We start from the raw sequence: 17390 nt of genomic DNA, 5'->3' as shown, positions 1-17390 counted from the left end.
CGGCCTTTTTTCGGCTTGGGATTTGCGCTGTGTTTGTGGGCCTCATCGCGGGCAAGCCCGGCTCCCACAGTTGGAATGCATACTTGCTGAAAATGCATATCCCTGTGGGAGCCGGGCTTGCCCGCGATAGCCGCGCCTCGGTTTATTTACCGAGTGGAATCTTGGGCGCCCAGGTCAGCCATTCATCCTCAAACTTGTCGAACAACGGGAACGTCTGCTGCGGCCGTGCCGGGTTACCCATGCGCTCGCCATCCGGCGTGGCAAAGGCGATCCCGCCGGCCACCAGCGTCTCCAGAGACTCGGTACGCACGGTCGCGCCCTTGAACAAGCCGAAGTCGAGGCCAAAGCCGCTGGTGTTCCAGAAGCGGCTGCCACTGCGTACCAGAGGTGCGTACTTGGGCTCGATCAGGATGTGCACCAACACACGGTCGGCGGTCTGGCCCAGCTCATAGTCGGTGACTTTGCCGACCGTCACTTCACGGTAGGTCACCGGTACCCCTTCCTTCAACGAACCACGGCGGGCGGCGCTGAGTGTGAGGCTCAGGCCAGCTTCCTGATGCACGGTTTCAGGCGGCTGGGCCAGGGCGACAAAGCTCTTCTGCGGGCCAGCGTTTTTCGCGGCCGGTTGGACTTCGATGTATTGGCCGGTGACCAGGGTCTCCAGGTTAGCCGTCTTCATCAGCCCCAGTTCCGGCTTGACCACCCAGAACTGGCTACCCGTACGCGCAATGCGGTCCGCGACCTGAGTGATACGCGCCTTGAGCAGCACCGACTGCATGTCGGCACTGAGGTCGACACTCTCGATCTTGCCCACATCCAGCCCCTTGAAGCGCACCGGTGTGCCGGCGCTCAGGCCGTCGGCTCGGTCGACTTTGATGGTCACCAGAGTGCCGTGCTGGTTGGCGGCATCACGGTCGGCATACAGGCGAAAGCGCGGGATGCGATGTTTCAATGGCACGTTCGGTTCCGGCGTTTCGAAGGCGATACCGCCCGCCATCAGGCTGGCCAGGGATTCGCTTTTGACCTGGATACCGCCGGTGAGCCCGCCCGTGAGGGTGACGCCGCTGGCATTCCAGAAGCGCGTCGAGCCGTTGACCAGGCTTTCGTATTCCTTCTCGATATGAACGCCGATCACCAGTTGTTTTTTCTTACGTGAAAACTGGTAGCTCTGCACCGAACCGACTTTGACCTGTTTGTACAGAATCGGGCTGCCGACATCCAACGAGCCCAGGCTGTCGGTGAGCAACACCATGTGCAGGCCCGGGGAACGCAGGTCCAAAGGTGGCGCCTTGGCGCGGGCTACGTATTCGCGTTGTGGCGGGGTGCCTTTGTCGCCTGGGCGAATCGCGATGTAGTTGCCCTTGACCAAGGCCTCCAGGCCGGTGATGCCCGCCAGGGAGATGGACGGTTTGACCACCCAGAATTGCGTGTCCTCGACCAGGTAGTCTTCGGCCAATGGATCGAGGGTCAGCTCGGCGCTGGCACTGGACAGGTCCGGGTCGATCTTCAGGGTTTTCAGGCTACCGACCTGGATGCCTTTGTACATGACCGGCGTACGCCCGGCCTGCAGGCCTTCAAAGTCGGTGAGCTTGACCTTGACCTTGATCCCCGCTGCGGCGGCATCGAAATCTTCGTATAGGCGGAAAGGCAGGCTCGGGTCGGTGGGCGGGCTGTCTTTGCGGTTTTCAGGAGTGGCGAAGGCGATACCTCCGGCGACAATGCTGGAGAGGGATTCGCTGCGCACTTTCAAGCCGGAAAGGTTGGCGTCGATACTGATGCCGCTGGCATTCCAGAAACGCGTGTGTTTGCGCACCAGGTTGGCGTAGGTTGGCTCGATATAGACCTTGACCTCGACGGTACTCTGGTCTTCAGACAGCAGGTAGCTTTTAACCTGGCCGACCTGAATCTGCTTGTAGAACACCGGACTGCCACGGTTCAACGAGCCCAGGCGATCGGCCTTGAGGGTCAGGTGCAAGCCGGGCTTGGCGTCGGATAACGGCGGCTCTTCGGAGAGCGCCTTGAACTTGCGCGTGGGCTCGCCATCACCGGGGCTGGCGGCGATGTAGTTACCTGAAACCAGGGTTTCCAGGCCGGTGATACCGGCAAGGCTGACGCTGGGCTTGACCAACCAGAAGCGGGTGTTGGTCTTGAGGTACTGCTCCACGTCCTTGTTCATCTCGATGGTGGCGATCACCCCGCGATTGCTGCCTTCGTCATCCAGGGCCAGGGTTTTGACCTTGCCCACGGTCATGCCTTTGTAGACCACTTCGGTCTTGTTGACCTGAATACCTTCGCCGCTTTCAAAGCGAACTTGAATCTCGATACCTTGCTGGGAATAGGCACGCCACCCCAGCCAGCCACCGATGATCAGGGCAATCAGGGGCAGCACCCAAATGGCCGACCAGTTAGAGGCTGGGCGGGTTTTAGCTTTAGGCAAATCACTCATGGTCGTCGTCCGACTCCGTGTTATCCCAAATCAGTCGGGGATCGAAAGTTACTGCGGCAAACATCGTCAAGATCACCACACTGGCGAACGCCGCAGCGCCGAGGTTGGCCTCGATACTGGCTAGCCGCCCAAAGTTAACGAGCGCCACCAGGATGGCGATCACGAAGATATCCAGCATGGACCAACGCCCAATGAACTCGATAAAGCGATACATCACAATGCGTTGTTGCGCGGACAGCGGTTGGTGACGCTGCACCGAGAACAGCAGCAGGCCAATGCCGACCAACTTGAAGGTCGGTACCAGGATACTAGCGATGAACACCACGGCAGCGATAGGAAACATCCCGTGCTGCACCAGCTGGATGACACCCGACATGATGGTGCTGGGGTCGCCTTGGCCGAGGGAGTTGACCGTCATGATGGGTAACAGGTTAGCGGGGATATACAGGATCGCCGCGGTGATCAACAGCGCCCAGGTACGTGTGAGGCTATTGGGGCGACGAGCATGGATCAACGCACCGCAACGGGTGCAGAGTTGCTCCTCGCTATCCGCTTCCTGCTTGTTCAACTCATGGCATTCGGTACAAATCAGAATACCTGCATCAATCGCCCGCATGGTCATCCTCTCCTGACAGCGCTTGCCAGATCTGATGGGGCGACATCACCACCTCAAGCAGAACTTGAACCATTAATAGACTGACGAAGCAGACCAGACCCAGGCCAATTGTGATGGAGGCCATGTCGGCGAGCTTTACGATCGCCACTAGCACACCCATCAAGTAGACCTCCAACATCCCCCAGTCCTTCATGTGGTGGTAGATGCGATATAGCAGCAGCCCGTAATTGCGCCCTATGTTCCAGCGAATACTGAGCAGCACTGCCAATTGGCACAGGAGCTTGAGCAAGGGGATGCCCATGCTGCACAGGAACACCACCGCGGCAACGCCTTGCATACCCGTATCGAACAGGCCAACGACGCCGCTCCACACGGTGTCCTCCGAAGACTGCCCGAGTAGATTGAGCTGCATGATGGGCAAAAAGTTCGCGGGGACGTACAACAGCAGTGCAGCCAGTACCAAGGCGAGACTGCGCTCGACCACATTGTGACGGTGAGCGTATAGCTCGTAGCCGCAGCGTGGGCATTGGGCTTTTTCGCCGAGGGCGAGCGTTGGTTTGCGCATCAGCAAGTCGCACTCATGGCATGCCACCAGATCGTCCAGCGGTAAATCCGATACCTCGCGGGCATCAACCGGATCGGGCATAGATAGGGCTCTGACTCTAAAAATGGTTAGGTGGCTATTCTAGTGGTGTCGCTCAGAAATAACTGTGCAAATTTGTCGGGGCAGTCAGGTCGGAGGTTGGGGCGCACAGGTGTACGGGGACAAGGTGGACACTTTTCGAGCGCCCAAAACAAAACCCCAACTGCTTTCGCAATTGGGGTTTTGGAATTTAATCTTGACGATGACCTACTCTCACATGGGGAAACCCCACACTACCATCGGCGATGCATCGTTTCACTGCTGAGTTCGGGATGGGATCAGGTGGTTCCAATGCTCTATGGTCGTCAAGAAATTCGGGTACTGAGTCGTGGCCAGTTGGCCTCGCTTCAGCAAATTGGGTATGTGATAGATCGTGGTGTTTTGTGAGCGTCGAACTTTCGGTTCATTGCGTCTTCACACACCGCAATCTGGCCTTTCGACTCAAATTGCTTGGGTGTTATATGGTCAAGCCTCACGGGCAATTAGTATTGGTTAGCTCAACGCCTCACAGCGCTTACACACCCAACCTATCAACGTCGTAGTCTTCGACGGCCCTTCAGGGAACTCAAGGTTCCAGTGAGATCTCATCTTGAGGCTAGTTTCCCGCTTAGATGCTTTCAGCGGTTATCTATTCCGAACATAGCTACCCGGCAATGCCACTGGCGTGACAACCGGAACACCAGAGGTTCGTCCACTCCGGTCCTCTCGTACTAGGAGCAGCCCCTCTCAAATCTCAAACGTCCACGGCAGATAGGGACCGAACTGTCTCACGACGTTCTAAACCCAGCTCGCGTACCACTTTAAATGGCGAACAGCCATACCCTTGGGACCGGCTTCAGCCCCAGGATGTGATGAGCCGACATCGAGGTGCCAAACACCGCCGTCGATATGAACTCTTGGGCGGTATCAGCCTGTTATCCCCGGAGTACCTTTTATCCGTTGAGCGATGGCCCTTCCATACAGAACCACCGGATCACTAAGACCTACTTTCGTACCTGCTCGACGTGTCTGTCTCGCAGTCAAGCGCGCTTTTGCCTTTATACTCTACGACCGATTTCCGACCGGTCTGAGCGCACCTTCGTACTCCTCCGTTACTCTTTAGGAGGAGACCGCCCCAGTCAAACTACCCACCATACACTGTCCTCGATCCGGATAACGGACCTGAGTTAGAACCTCAAAGTTGCCAGGGTGGTATTTCAAGGATGGCTCCACGCAGACTGGCGTCCACGCTTCAAAGCCTCCCACCTATCCTACACAAGCAAATTCAAAGTCCAGTGCAAAGCTATAGTAAAGGTTCACGGGGTCTTTCCGTCTAGCCGCGGATACACTGCATCTTCACAGCGATTTCAATTTCACTGAGTCTCGGGTGGAGACAGCGCCGCCATCGTTACGCCATTCGTGCAGGTCGGAACTTACCCGACAAGGAATTTCGCTACCTTAGGACCGTTATAGTTACGGCCGCCGTTTACCGGGGCTTCGATCAAGAGCTTCGCGTTAGCTAACCCCATCAATTAACCTTCCGGCACCGGGCAGGCGTCACACCCTATACGTCCACTTTCGTGTTTGCAGAGTGCTGTGTTTTTAATAAACAGTCGCAGCGGCCTGGTATCTTCGACCGGCATGAGCTTACGGAGCAAGTCCTTCACCCTCACCGGCGCACCTTCTCCCGAAGTTACGGTGCCATTTTGCCTAGTTCCTTCACCCGAGTTCTCTCAAGCGCCTTGGTATTCTCTACCCAACCACCTGTGTCGGTTTGGGGTACGGTTCCTGGTTACCTGAAGCTTAGAAGCTTTTCTTGGAAGCATGGCATCAACCACTTCGTTATCTAAAAGATAACTCGTCATCAGCTCTCGGCCTTGAAATCCCGGATTTACCTAAGATTTCAGCCTACCACCTTAAACTTGGACAACCAACGCCAAGCTGGCCTAGCCTTCTCCGTCCCTCCATCGCAATAACCAGAAGTACAGGAATATTAACCTGTTTTCCATCGACTACGCTTTTCAGCCTCGCCTTAGGGACCGACTAACCCTGCGTCGATTAACGTTGCGCAGGAAACCTTGGTCTTTCGGCGTGGGTGTTTTTCACACCCATTATCGTTACTCATGTCAGCATTCGCACTTCTGATACCTCCAGCAAGCTTCTCAACTCACCTTCACAGGCTTACAGAACGCTCCTCTACCGCATCACTTACGTGATACCCGTAGCTTCGGTGTATGGTTTGAGCCCCGTTACATCTTCCGCGCAGGCCGACTCGACTAGTGAGCTATTACGCTTTCTTTAAAGGGTGGCTGCTTCTAAGCCAACCTCCTAGCTGTCTAAGCCTTCCCACATCGTTTCCCACTTAACCATAACTTTGGGACCTTAGCTGACGGTCTGGGTTGTTTCCCTTTTCACGACGGACGTTAGCACCCGCCGTGTGTCTCCCATGCTCGGCACTTGTAGGTATTCGGAGTTTGCATCGGTTTGGTAAGTCGGGATGACCCCCTAGCCGAAACAGTGCTCTACCCCCTACAGTGATACATGAGGCGCTACCTAAATAGCTTTCGAGGAGAACCAGCTATCTCCGAGCTTGATTAGCCTTTCACTCCGATCCACAGGTCATCCGCTAACTTTTCAACGGTAGTCGGTTCGGTCCTCCAGTTAGTGTTACCCAACCTTCAACCTGCCCATGGATAGATCGCCCGGTTTCGGGTCTATTCCCAGCGACTAGACGCCCTATTAAGACTCGCTTTCGCTACGCCTCCCCTATTCGGTTAAGCTCGCCACTGAAAATAAGTCGCTGACCCATTATACAAAAGGTACGCAGTCACCCAACAAAGTGGGCTCCCACTGCTTGTACGCATACGGTTTCAGGATCTATTTCACTCCCCTCTCCGGGGTTCTTTTCGCCTTTCCCTCACGGTACTAGTTCACTATCGGTCAGTCAGTAGTATTTAGCCTTGGAGGATGGTCCCCCCATATTCAGACAAAGTTTCTCGTGCTCCGTCCTACTCGATTTCATGACTAAGAGATTTTCGCGTACAGGGCTATCACCCACTATGGCCGCACTTTCCAGAGCGTTCCGCTAATCTAAAAGCCACTTAAGGGCTAGTCCCCGTTCGCTCGCCACTACTAAGGGAATCTCGGTTGATTTCTTTTCCTCAGGGTACTTAGATGTTTCAGTTCCCCTGGTTCGCTTCTTGCACCTATGTATTCAGTACAAGATAACCATCTTATGATGGCTGGGTTCCCCCATTCAGACATCTCCGGATCAAAGTCTGTTTGCCGACTCCCCGAAGCTTTTCGCAGGCTACCACGTCTTTCATCGCCTCTGACTGCCAAGGCATCCACCGTATGCGCTTCTTCACTTGACCATATAACCCCAAGCAATCTGGTTATACTGTGAAGACGACATTCGCCGAAAATTCGAATTTCTCAATTAAGAGAACTCACAAATTTTACCTTAGCCTGATCCGTTACCAGTGAAAGTAACGTTCAGTCTATCTTTCTATCACATACCCAAATTTTTAAAGAACGAACTAGTCAAAGACTAGAAATCAACATTCACCATCACAACAATGGAATGCTCATTTCTAAGCTTTATACAAACAGAAGCAGTAGTGGTGGAGCCAAACGGGATCGAACCGTTGACCTCCTGCGTGCAAGGCAGGCGCTCTCCCAGCTGAGCTATGGCCCCGTATTTCTACAGGCGTTTCCCACACAAAATTGGTGGGTCTGGGCAGATTCGAACTGCCGACCTCACCCTTATCAGGGGTGCGCTCTAACCAACTGAGCTACAGACCCAATTTCGAGCTGCTAAGGCCGACCTCACCCTGCTTTTTACCACAAAGCATGGGGTGCGCTCTAACCAACTAAGCTACAACCCTTTAGGCTGCTTCTTTCGTCTTCTTCAATGAATCAAGCAATTCGTGTGGGAACTTATGGAGCAGCTGATGTCGTCGATTAAGGAGGTGATCCAGCCGCAGGTTCCCCTACGGCTACCTTGTTACGACTTCACCCCAGTCATGAATCACACCGTGGTAACCGTCCTCCCGAAGGTTAGACTAGCTACTTCTGGTGCAACCCACTCCCATGGTGTGACGGGCGGTGTGTACAAGGCCCGGGAACGTATTCACCGCGACATTCTGATTCGCGATTACTAGCGATTCCGACTTCACGCAGTCGAGTTGCAGACTGCGATCCGGACTACGATCGGTTTTATGGGATTAGCTCCACCTCGCGGCTTGGCAACCCTCTGTACCGACCATTGTAGCACGTGTGTAGCCCAGGCCGTAAGGGCCATGATGACTTGACGTCATCCCCACCTTCCTCCGGTTTGTCACCGGCAGTCTCCTTAGAGTGCCCACCATTACGTGCTGGTAACTAAGGACAAGGGTTGCGCTCGTTACGGGACTTAACCCAACATCTCACGACACGAGCTGACGACAGCCATGCAGCACCTGTCTCAATGTTCCCGAAGGCACCAATCCATCTCTGGAAAGTTCATTGGATGTCAAGGCCTGGTAAGGTTCTTCGCGTTGCTTCGAATTAAACCACATGCTCCACCGCTTGTGCGGGCCCCCGTCAATTCATTTGAGTTTTAACCTTGCGGCCGTACTCCCCAGGCGGTCAACTTAATGCGTTAGCTGCGCCACTAAAAGCTCAAGGCTTCCAACGGCTAGTTGACATCGTTTACGGCGTGGACTACCAGGGTATCTAATCCTGTTTGCTCCCCACGCTTTCGCACCTCAGTGTCAGTATTAGTCCAGGTGGTCGCCTTCGCCACTGGTGTTCCTTCCTATATCTACGCATTTCACCGCTACACAGGAAATTCCACCACCCTCTACCATACTCTAGTCAGTCAGTTTTGAATGCAGTTCCCAGGTTGAGCCCGGGGATTTCACATCCAACTTAACAAACCACCTACGCGCGCTTTACGCCCAGTAATTCCGATTAACGCTTGCACCCTCTGTATTACCGCGGCTGCTGGCACAGAGTTAGCCGGTGCTTATTCTGTCGGTAACGTCAAAATTGCAGAGTATTAATCTACAACCCTTCCTCCCAACTTAAAGTGCTTTACAATCCGAAGACCTTCTTCACACACGCGGCATGGCTGGATCAGGCTTTCGCCCATTGTCCAATATTCCCCACTGCTGCCTCCCGTAGGAGTCTGGACCGTGTCTCAGTTCCAGTGTGACTGATCATCCTCTCAGACCAGTTACGGATCGTCGCCTTGGTGAGCCATTACCCCACCAACTAGCTAATCCGACCTAGGCTCATCTGATAGCGCAAGGCCCGAAGGTCCCCTGCTTTCTCCCGTAGGACGTATGCGGTATTAGCGTCCGTTTCCGAACGTTATCCCCCACTACCAGGCAGATTCCTAGGCATTACTCACCCGTCCGCCGCTCTCAAGAGAAGCAAGCTTCTCTCTACCGCTCGACTTGCATGTGTTAGGCCTGCCGCCAGCGTTCAATCTGAGCCATGATCAAACTCTTCAGTTCAAACATCTTTGGGTTTTTAAGAAACCCTAAACTTGGCTCAGCAATCGTTGGTTACATCTTTGATTTCTCGCGGAGTAACTTGTGATGCTGATAATCTTGTTGACTATCAGTCTGACTCCACAAGCACCCACACGAATTGCTTGATTCAGTTGTTAAAGAGCGGTTGGTTAAGATCTTTCGTCTCAACCGAGGCGCGCATTCTACAGCAGCCTCATTTGCTGTCAAGTGGTTATTTTCAGAAGTTTTCGAAGATTTCTTCAACAACTTCAACCACTTGCGCTTGCGATCTCTCGTAAGCGGGAGGCGAATTCTACAGCGTTACACGCTGCTGTCAACACCTCTTTTTCAACTTCCTTTGGCTTCGATGAACTGAAGCAACTTGCTGCCGAAAACCACATAACTCATTGTTTAACAAGGAGTTTTCCGTTTCGACTGCGCCGGAAGTGGGGCGAATTATAGGCTTCCAGAATCTGCCGTCAACCTTCTTTTTCACATTTCTGTCATATAAGTCAAAAAGCCCCAATCACGCAAACGCCGGCCCCAAGGGGCCGGCCTTTTACCTACCGAGCCTTACAGGCTAGGGAAGGCGAATTGCGACGCTTCATGGCTGGCCCGTTGCGGCCAACGCTGGGTGATCGCCTTGCGGCGGGTATAGAAACGCACCCCATCCGGCCCATAGGCATGCAAGTCGCCAAACAGCGAGCGCTTCCAGCCACCAAAGCTGTGATACGCAACCGGCACTGGCAGCGGCACGTTAACCCCCACCATGCCGACTTCAATCTCATCACAGAACAGACGCGCCGCTTCACCGTCACGGGTGAAGATGCAAGTACCGTTGCCGTATTCATGATCGTTGATCAGTTGCATCGCCGCTTCCAGGCTATCCACCCGCACTACGCACAGCACCGGCCCAAAGATCTCTTCTTTATAGATACGCATCTCAGGGATGACGCGGTCAAACAAGCTGCCACCGAGGAAAAAACCTTGCTCATGCCCGGCAACACTCAAGCCACGGCCATCAACGACCAGCTCAGCCCCCGCCGACACACCGTCTTCTATATAGCCACTGACTTTATCTCGCGCCTGCCCCGTCACCAACGGGCCCATATCCAGCCCGCAAGAAGTGCCCGCACCAATCTTCAACGCCTTGACCTGCGGCACCAGCTTGGCGATCAATGCATCCGCTACCTGATCGCCAACGCACACAGCCACTGAGATCGCCATGCAACGCTCACCGCAGGAACCATAAGCCGCGCCCATCAGGGCACTCACGGCGTTATCCAGGTCTGCATCCGGCATCAGCACCGCGTGGTTCTTCGCCCCACCCAGCGCCTGCACGCGCTTGCCGCGCTTGGTCGCTTCGGAATAGATGTACTCGGCAATCGGCGTCGAGCCTACAAAGCTCAAGGCTTTGACTTCCGGCGCTTCGATCAGTGCGTCCACCGCGCCCTTGTCGCCATGCACCACGCTGAGCACGCCTTTGGGCAGTCCGGCTTCCTGCAACAGCTGCGCGATCAACAGCGTCGAACTCGGGTCGCGCTCTGAAGGTTTAAGGATGAAACAGTTACCGCAGACAATCGCAAGCGGGTACATCCACAACGGCACCATCGCCGGGAAGTTGAACGGGGTGATACCCGCCACCACGCCCAACGGCTGGAAGTCCGACCACGCATCAATGTTCGGCCCTACGTTGCGGCTGTATTCACCCTTGAGAATCTCCGGCGCCGAGCACGCGTACTCCACGTTCTCGATCCCACGCTTGAGTTCACCCGCGGCGTCTTCCAGGGTCTTGCCATGTTCTTCGCTGATCAACTGCGAGATCCGTGCTTCGTTCTGCTCCAGCAGTTGCTTGAAACGGAACATCACTTGGGCACGCTTGGCCGGCGGCGTATTGCGCCAAGCCGGAAACGCCGCCTTGGCTGAGTCAATCGCCTGTTGAATGGTTTCACGACTGGCCAAAGGCACCTGGTGAATCACCTGCCCGGTAGACGGGTTATAAACGTCGGCACTACGACCGCTGTCGTTGACCAGCTCACCGTTGATCAAATGCTGGATAAGGCTCATGCAGGGCTCCTGAAAAATTGTTCTATATAGAAGGAGAAATCAGTCGATCTTGTTCAGCACTTCGCCGACCGCGTCAAACAGACGGTCCAGGTCCTGCGGCTTGCTGTTGAAGGTTGGCCCGAACTGCAGGGTGTCGCCGCCAAAACGCACATAGAAACCGGCCTTCCACAACGCCATGCCGGCCTCGAATGGACGCACGATGGCATCTCCATCACGTGGGGAAATCTGAATCGCACCGGCCAGGCCGTAGTTGCGAATGTCGATCACATTCTTGCTGCCCTTCAAACCGTGCAGCGCATTCTCAAAGTGCGGCGCGACTTCGGCTACGCTCTGCACCAGGTTTTCTTTCTGCAACAGGTCCAATGCCGCCAAGCCCGCCGCGCAAGCCACCGGGTGCGCCGAGTAGGTGTAACCGTGGGGGAATTCCACTGCGTATTCCGGCGTCGCCTGGTTCATGAAGGTCTGGTAGATCTCGCTGCTGGCAATCACCGCGCCCATCGGGATCGCGCCGTTGGTAACTTGCTTGGCAATGCACATCAGGTCCGGGGTCACGCCGAAGCTGTCGGCACCGAACATCGAGCCGGTGCGGCCAAAGCCCGTGATCACTTCGTCGAACACCAACAGGATATTGTGCTGGTCGCAAATTTCGCGCAGACGCTTGAGATACCCCTGCGGTGGCACCAATACCCCAGCGGAACCGGCCATAGGCTCGACAAATACGGCTGCGATGTTCGACGCGTCATGCAGCTCGATCAGCTTGAGCAACTCATCGGCCAAGGCAATACCGCCCTGCTCCGGCATGCCCCGGGAGAAGGCGTTGCTGGCCAGCAAGGTGTGAGGCAGATGGTCAACATCCATCATCGCCTGGCCAAACAGCTTACGGTTACCGTTCACACCGCCCAGGCTGGTACCGGCAATGTTCACGCCGTGGTAACCACGGGCGCGACCAATCATCTTGGTCTTCGTGGCCTGGCCTTTCAGGCGCCAGTAGGCCCGCACCATCTTCACCGCTGTATCGGCACATTCAGAGCCCGAATCGGTGAAGAACACATGATTCAGGTTGCCTGGGGTCAGGTCGGTGATCTTTTCCGCCAACTGGAAGGACAACGGATGACCGTACTGGAAACCTGGAGAGTAGTCCAAGGTGCCCAATTGCTTGGCGACCGCTTCCTGGATTTCCTTGCGCGTATGCCCGGCGCCACAGGTCCAAAGGCCCGACAACGAATCATAGACCTTGCGCCCCTTGTCATCGGTCAACCAGCTACCTTCGGCGGCCACGATCAGGCGGGGATCGCGCTGGAAGTTGCGGTTGGCGGTGTAAGGCATCCAGTGCGCATCCAGCTTCAATTGGCTGGCCAGGGACGATGGGGCGTTTTCGGGCATGTTCATCAGCAAAACCTCGCAGGGCAAAAGGCAGCGTCGGGATTGAAAAAGCGTTGTTGCAGCTAAATTGCCACGGGGATAAAGTCGGTGAAATCCAACTCTTCTAACCTTCAGTCAGAACTTCACTAAACTATGAGCAGCCGTCGTCCCGACCCTTTGGCCCAAGTCAGTGACTTCGATATTCGCCTGCTGCGCATCTTTCGCAGCGTGGTGGAGTGCGGCGGCTTCTCGGCAGCGGAAACCGTCCTCGGCATCGGGCGCTCGGCCATCAGCCAGCAGATGAGCGACCTTGAGCAACGACTCGGGCTACGACTCTGCCAACGCGGTCGCGCCGGTTTTTCCCTGACGGAAGAAGGCCGCGAGGTCTATCAATCTGCCCTGCAACTGCTGAGTGCCCTGGAAAGTTTTCGCACCGAGGTCAACGGCCTGCACCAACATTTGCGCGGCGAGTTGATCATTGGCCTCACCGATAACCTTGTCACTCTGCCCCATATGCGCATCACCCACGCATTGGCGCAGTTGAAAGAACGCGGCCCGGACGTGCAGATCCAGATCCGCATGATCGCCCCCAATGAAGTGGAGCAAGGCGTACTCGACGGTCGTCTGCACGTCGGTGTGGTGCCCCAGGCCAGCGCACTGTCGGGCCTGGAATACCAGCCGTTGTACAGCGAACGTTCCTTGCTCTATTGCGCGGTCGGCCACCCGCTGTTTTACGCCGACAACAAGCAACTCGACGACGAGCGCGTCGACAGCCAGGACGCCATCGCCCCCACCTTCCGCTTACCTGCGGAAATCCAGGCCCATTACCAGGCGCTCAACTGCACCGCCAGTGCGTCAGACCGTGAAGGCATGGCGTTCCTGATTCTAACCGGGCGTTATATCGGCTACCTGCCCGACCACTACGCCAGCCTGTGGGTACAACAAGGCCGACTGCGTGCGTTGAAACCGGCTACACGTTTTTACGATTTGAGCCTGGCATCGGTCACGCGCAAGGGCCGTCGCCCTCATTTGGTGCTGGAAAGCTTCCTTGAAAGCCTGGCCGCCACCCGCTGATTCGGGCCTCGCACAAAAAGCTGAGCACATGGACAGCTTTTTGCAAGGACTCAAGGACCTTGAACCATCCGCCTTGAGTTGACCCGCCATGCCCCCAGAATCCTCCAGCCCCAGCGACCTCATCTACGGCCTCAACGACCGGCCGAAACCACTGCCGGCTCTCCTCGCGGCGCTGCAACATGTATTGGCGGCGTTCGTCGGCATCATCACGCCGCCTCTGATTATTGGCTCCACCCTCGGCCTCACCGCCCACTTGCCCTACCTGATCAGCATGGCGTTGATGGTTTCCGGCGTAGGCACCTTCATCCAGGCACGCAGGCCGTTTGGCATCGGTGCCGGCATGATCTGCCTGCAAGGCACCAGCTTTGCGTTTCTCGGCGCGGTGTTGTCTGCAGGCTTTCTGGTGAAACAACGCGGCGGCAGCCCGGAAGACATTCTGGCGATGATTTTCGGCGTGTGCTTCTTTGGCGCGGCGGTACAGATTGTATTGAGCCGCTTTATCGGCCAGTTGCGCCGCGTGATCACACCGCTGGTGACCGGCATTGTGATTACGCTGATCGGCATCAGCCTGATCAAAGTGGGTATCACCGACCTCGGCGGCGGTTTCAATGCACCGGACTTCGGCGCCCCCGCCAACCTGGCGCTGGGCCTGTTCGTGGTTTTGACGATCATCCTGCTCAACCGCTCGAACACGCCCTGGGTACGCCTGTCGGCCATCATCATCGGCCTGGCCCTGGGCAGCCTCGCGGCGTGGTTCAGCGGTAAACTGATTCCCCAGGCTTTGCCTGACCTGCCATTGGTCAGCCTGCCTACACCATTCCGCTTTGGTTTCAACTTCGACTGGAGCGCCTTCCTGCCGATTGCGCTGATTTATCTGATCAGCAGCATCGAAACCGTCGGCGACCTCACCGCCAATTGCATGATCGCCCGCCAGCCTATCAGCGGCGCTTCTTATATAAGCCGGCTCAAGGGCGGCGTCCTCGGCGATGGGGTGAGCTGCATGATCGCCGCCACTTTCAGCGCTTTCCCCAACACCACGTTTGCGCAGAACAATGGTGTGATCCAGCTCACCGGCGTGGCCAGCCGCTACGTCGGTTTATACATCGGCGTGTTGCTGTTCTGTCTGGGCCTGTTTCCGCTGATTGGCGCCGTGCTGCAGCAAATCCCCAAGCCGGTGCTGGGCGGCGCGACCCTGGTGATGTTCGGCAGTGTGGCCGCGGCCGGCGTGCGCATTCTGGCCCAGGCACCGCTGGATCGACGCAGCATGCTGATTATCGCCACCTCGTTCGGTGTTGGCCTGGGTATCGCCGCGCAACCCAACCTGCTGCACCTGATGCCGACACTGGTGCAGAACCTGTTCGACTCCGCCATCACCAGCGGCGGTATCACCGCCATCCTCCTGTGCCTGTTACTGCCGGAGGCCAAGGCAAGTACCACCGCCGCAAACCACACCCCGGAACGCGACAGCCTGGAACCGCTTTGACGGTTTTATTGCATCAGGACTTGTCTGAGGCTTGAGGGTGGGTTATCTGTGCACACGTCGTCTCTATCGATCAGCACGGAAACCTCCATGAGCCTCGAAGTTCCTGCCCACAGCAACCACGGCGGCAAACCCGCCAGCCGCATTCGGCAAAAGAATGAACAAGCGATTCTCCAGGCTGCTGAAGATGAATTCGCGCGCCATGGTTACAAAGGCACCAGCATGAACACCATCGCTGCCAGCGCCGGGCTGCCCAAGGCCAACTTGCACTACTACTTCACCAACAAGCTGGGCCTGTACATCGCAGTGCTGAGCAACATCCTCGAACTCTGGGACAGCACCTTCAACGCGCTGACGGCCGAGGATGACCCGGCCGTGGCGCTCGCTCGCTACATCCGCACCAAAATGGAATTCTCGCGCCGCCAACCCCAAGCCTCGCGGATCTTCGCCATGGAGATCATCAGCGGTGGCGAATGCCTCACTGAATATTTCGGCCAGGACTATCGGGCCTGGTTCAGTGGCCGTGCAGCGGTGTTCCAGGCATGGATCGACGCCGGCAAAATGGACCCCGTCGACCCCGTGCATCTGATCTTCCTGCTGTGGGGCAGCACCCAGCACTACGCTGACTTCGCCACCCAGATCTGCCGCGTCACCGGTCGCACCAAGCTGACCAAGCAGGACATGGAAGATGCCGGCACCAATCTGATCCATATCATTCTCAAAGGCTGCGGCATCAAGCCAGCCCTATAAACGAAGCGATTTATGTCTTTTACGCTCACCGGTTTTTGCGAGTTTCGTGAAGAAATACGCAAAAGCCGCTTTATCACCTTGGCAGCGCCGATTACCAGCCCGCAGGACGCCCAAGCGTTTTTCGAGCGACACAGCGACCTGAACGCCACGCACAACTGCTGGGCCTGGAAGCTGGGCGATCAATACCGCAGCAGCGATGACGGCGAACCCGGTGGCACCGCCGGGCGCCCGATCCTCGCGGCCATCGAGGCCCAGGGCTTTGATCAGGTGGCCGTCTTGGTGATCCGCTGGTACGGCGGCATTCAACTGGGCACGGGTGGCTTGGCCCGCGCCTATGGCGGCGGGGCCAATAAATGCCTGCAAAATGCCGAGCGCATCGAGCTGATCAGCCGCGTACCTCTGAGCTGCGCCTGTGGCTTCTCCGAGCTGAACCTGGTGAAGCTGCGCGTCGCTGAACTCGGCGGGATTGTGGTGGAAGAAACCTTCACCGCCAACGGCGTAGAGCTGCAACTCGCCCTGGGGGAGGCGCACATCGACACCCTGCAAACCCAGCTCGCCGACCTGAGCCGTGGGCGCATCCTGCTCGAACGCTGAAACTGCTACTGTTATGCGCTGAACTCCATGAACCGCGATTTCAAAGGAAGCCTTTCATGTCTACGCCAAAAACCGCACTGATCATCGGCGCCTCGCGCGGGCTGGGCCTTGGCCTGGTCAAGCAACTGCTCCAGGACGGCTGGGACGTGACCGCCACCGTGCGCGATCCGAACAAGGCCGATGCCCTGAAAGCCGTGGGGCCGGTGCAAATCGAGAAGTTGGATATGGACGACCAGCAAGCCGTGATCGCCCTGGCCCAACGCCTGAAAGACCGCACCTTCGACCTGCTGTTCGTCAACGCCGGCGTCAAGGGCCCGGCCAACCAGGAGCCCGGCCACGCGACCCTGGCGGAAGTCGGCCAGTTGTTCTTCACCAACGCCGTGGCGCCAATCAACCTGGCCCAGCGCTTTGTCGGGCAGATCCGCAAAGACACCGGCGTGCTGGCCTTCATGAGTTCGGTACTGGGCAGCGTGACCATTCCCGACGGCTCGGACCTGGCGCTGTACAAGGCCAGCAAGGCCGCCCTCAATTCGATGACCAATAGCTTTATCACGCAACTGGGCGAGCCCAAGCCGACGGTGCTGTCGCTGCATCCAGGTTGGGTGAAGACCGACATGGGCGGCGAAAATGCCCACATCGACGTCGAGACCAGCGTGCGCGGCCTGGTGGACCAGGTAAATGCCTACACCGGCAAAGGCGGCCATCACTTCGTCGACTACAAGGGCGACACCATCACCTGGTAACCCCCCCAACTGTAGGAGCGAGCTTGCTCGCGAAGAACGCCCAAGCACTGCGTTAAACCAGACTGCCCGCGTCATCATTGACGATTTTCGCGAGCAAGCTCGCTCCCACAGAGGTAAACTGCCCACCTCGCCCTCCCC

Annotated in this window: 10 protein-coding genes, 2 tRNA genes and 3 rRNA genes; 5 read left to right on the top strand and 10 right to left on the bottom strand. The window is 56.7% G+C overall.

Annotation, left to right across the window (positions count from 1 at the left end):
* Positions 1-142: 142 nt before the first annotated feature.
* The 10 genes from CLM72_RS03440 to CLM72_RS03395 all read right to left on the bottom strand — a co-directional run bounded on the left by CLM72_RS03440 (position 143) and on the right by CLM72_RS03395 (position 12638).
* The gene (locus CLM72_RS03440; protein ID WP_105225636.1) at positions 143-2446 is read right to left on the bottom strand and encodes a PqiB family protein; all 2304 of its coding nucleotides are present in this window, start codon (positions 2444-2446) and stop codon (positions 143-145) included.
* Positions 2439-3062, bottom strand: coding sequence for a paraquat-inducible protein A (locus tag CLM72_RS03435; RefSeq protein ID WP_105225635.1), 624 nt, complete (start codon positions 3060-3062; stop codon positions 2439-2441). The genes CLM72_RS03440 and CLM72_RS03435 overlap by 8 nt, the downstream gene beginning before the upstream one ends.
* Entirely contained in the window at positions 3049-3708 is a 660-nt protein-coding gene (locus CLM72_RS03430; protein WP_056787042.1) for a paraquat-inducible protein A, read from the bottom strand. The genes CLM72_RS03435 and CLM72_RS03430 overlap by 14 nt, the downstream gene beginning before the upstream one ends.
* Before the next feature lie 191 nt (positions 3709-3899).
* Positions 3900-4015: ribosomal RNA gene (gene rrf / locus CLM72_RS03425) — 5S ribosomal RNA — on the bottom strand.
* Positions 4016-4166: 151 nt separating this feature from the next.
* Positions 4167-7058: ribosomal RNA gene (locus tag CLM72_RS03420) — 23S ribosomal RNA — on the bottom strand.
* 247 nt (positions 7059-7305) lie between these two features.
* A tRNA-Ala gene (locus tag CLM72_RS03415) sits at positions 7306-7381 on the bottom strand.
* A gap of 30 nt (positions 7382-7411) precedes the next feature.
* Positions 7412-7488, bottom strand: a tRNA-Ile gene (locus CLM72_RS03410).
* Between the two features lie 160 nt (positions 7489-7648).
* Positions 7649-9185: ribosomal RNA gene (locus CLM72_RS03405) — 16S ribosomal RNA — on the bottom strand.
* The 16S, 23S and 5S rRNA genes sit together here with 2 tRNA genes alongside, the layout of an rRNA operon.
* 570 nt (positions 9186-9755) lie before the next feature.
* Entirely contained in the window at positions 9756-11249 is a 1494-nt protein-coding gene (locus CLM72_RS03400; protein WP_105225634.1) for a CoA-acylating methylmalonate-semialdehyde dehydrogenase, read from the bottom strand.
* A 39-nt stretch (positions 11250-11288) separates the two neighbouring features.
* Positions 11289-12638 (bottom strand): aspartate aminotransferase family protein, encoded by a 1350-nt coding sequence (locus tag CLM72_RS03395; RefSeq protein ID WP_096143477.1) that lies wholly within the window; start codon positions 12636-12638, stop codon positions 11289-11291.
* A gap of 126 nt (positions 12639-12764) precedes the next feature.
* On the opposite strand from CLM72_RS03395, the gene CLM72_RS03390 reads away from it, so the two are divergent.
* The 5 genes from CLM72_RS03390 (at position 12765) to CLM72_RS03370 (ending at position 17252) form a co-directional block, all read left to right on the top strand.
* Entirely contained in the window at positions 12765-13685 is a 921-nt protein-coding gene (locus CLM72_RS03390; RefSeq protein WP_034125912.1) for a LysR family transcriptional regulator, read from the top strand.
* Positions 13686-13773: 88 nt separating this feature from the next.
* Entirely contained in the window at positions 13774-15168 is a 1395-nt protein-coding gene (locus CLM72_RS03385; RefSeq protein ID WP_105225633.1) for a uracil-xanthine permease family protein, read from the top strand.
* 87 nt (positions 15169-15255) lie between these two features.
* Positions 15256-15915, top strand: a complete 660-nt coding sequence (locus CLM72_RS03380; protein WP_034125910.1) for a TetR/AcrR family transcriptional regulator — start codon at positions 15256-15258, stop codon at positions 15913-15915.
* A gap of 12 nt (positions 15916-15927) precedes the next feature.
* Complete coding sequence (locus CLM72_RS03375; RefSeq protein ID WP_054896423.1) at positions 15928-16509, top strand: YigZ family protein; 582 nt, start codon at positions 15928-15930, stop codon at positions 16507-16509.
* Between the two features lie 56 nt (positions 16510-16565).
* Positions 16566-17252 (top strand): SDR family oxidoreductase, encoded by a 687-nt coding sequence (locus CLM72_RS03370; protein ID WP_047712496.1) that lies wholly within the window; start codon positions 16566-16568, stop codon positions 17250-17252.
* Positions 17253-17390 lie beyond the last annotated feature (138 nt).

This window comes from Pseudomonas sp. MYb193, from assembly GCF_002966775.1.
Taxonomy (GTDB): domain Bacteria; phylum Pseudomonadota; class Gammaproteobacteria; order Pseudomonadales; family Pseudomonadaceae; genus Aquipseudomonas; species Aquipseudomonas paracarnis.
The sequence above is the reverse complement of the archived record's forward strand: the minus strand, read 5'-3'. Positions and strand labels throughout refer to the sequence as shown.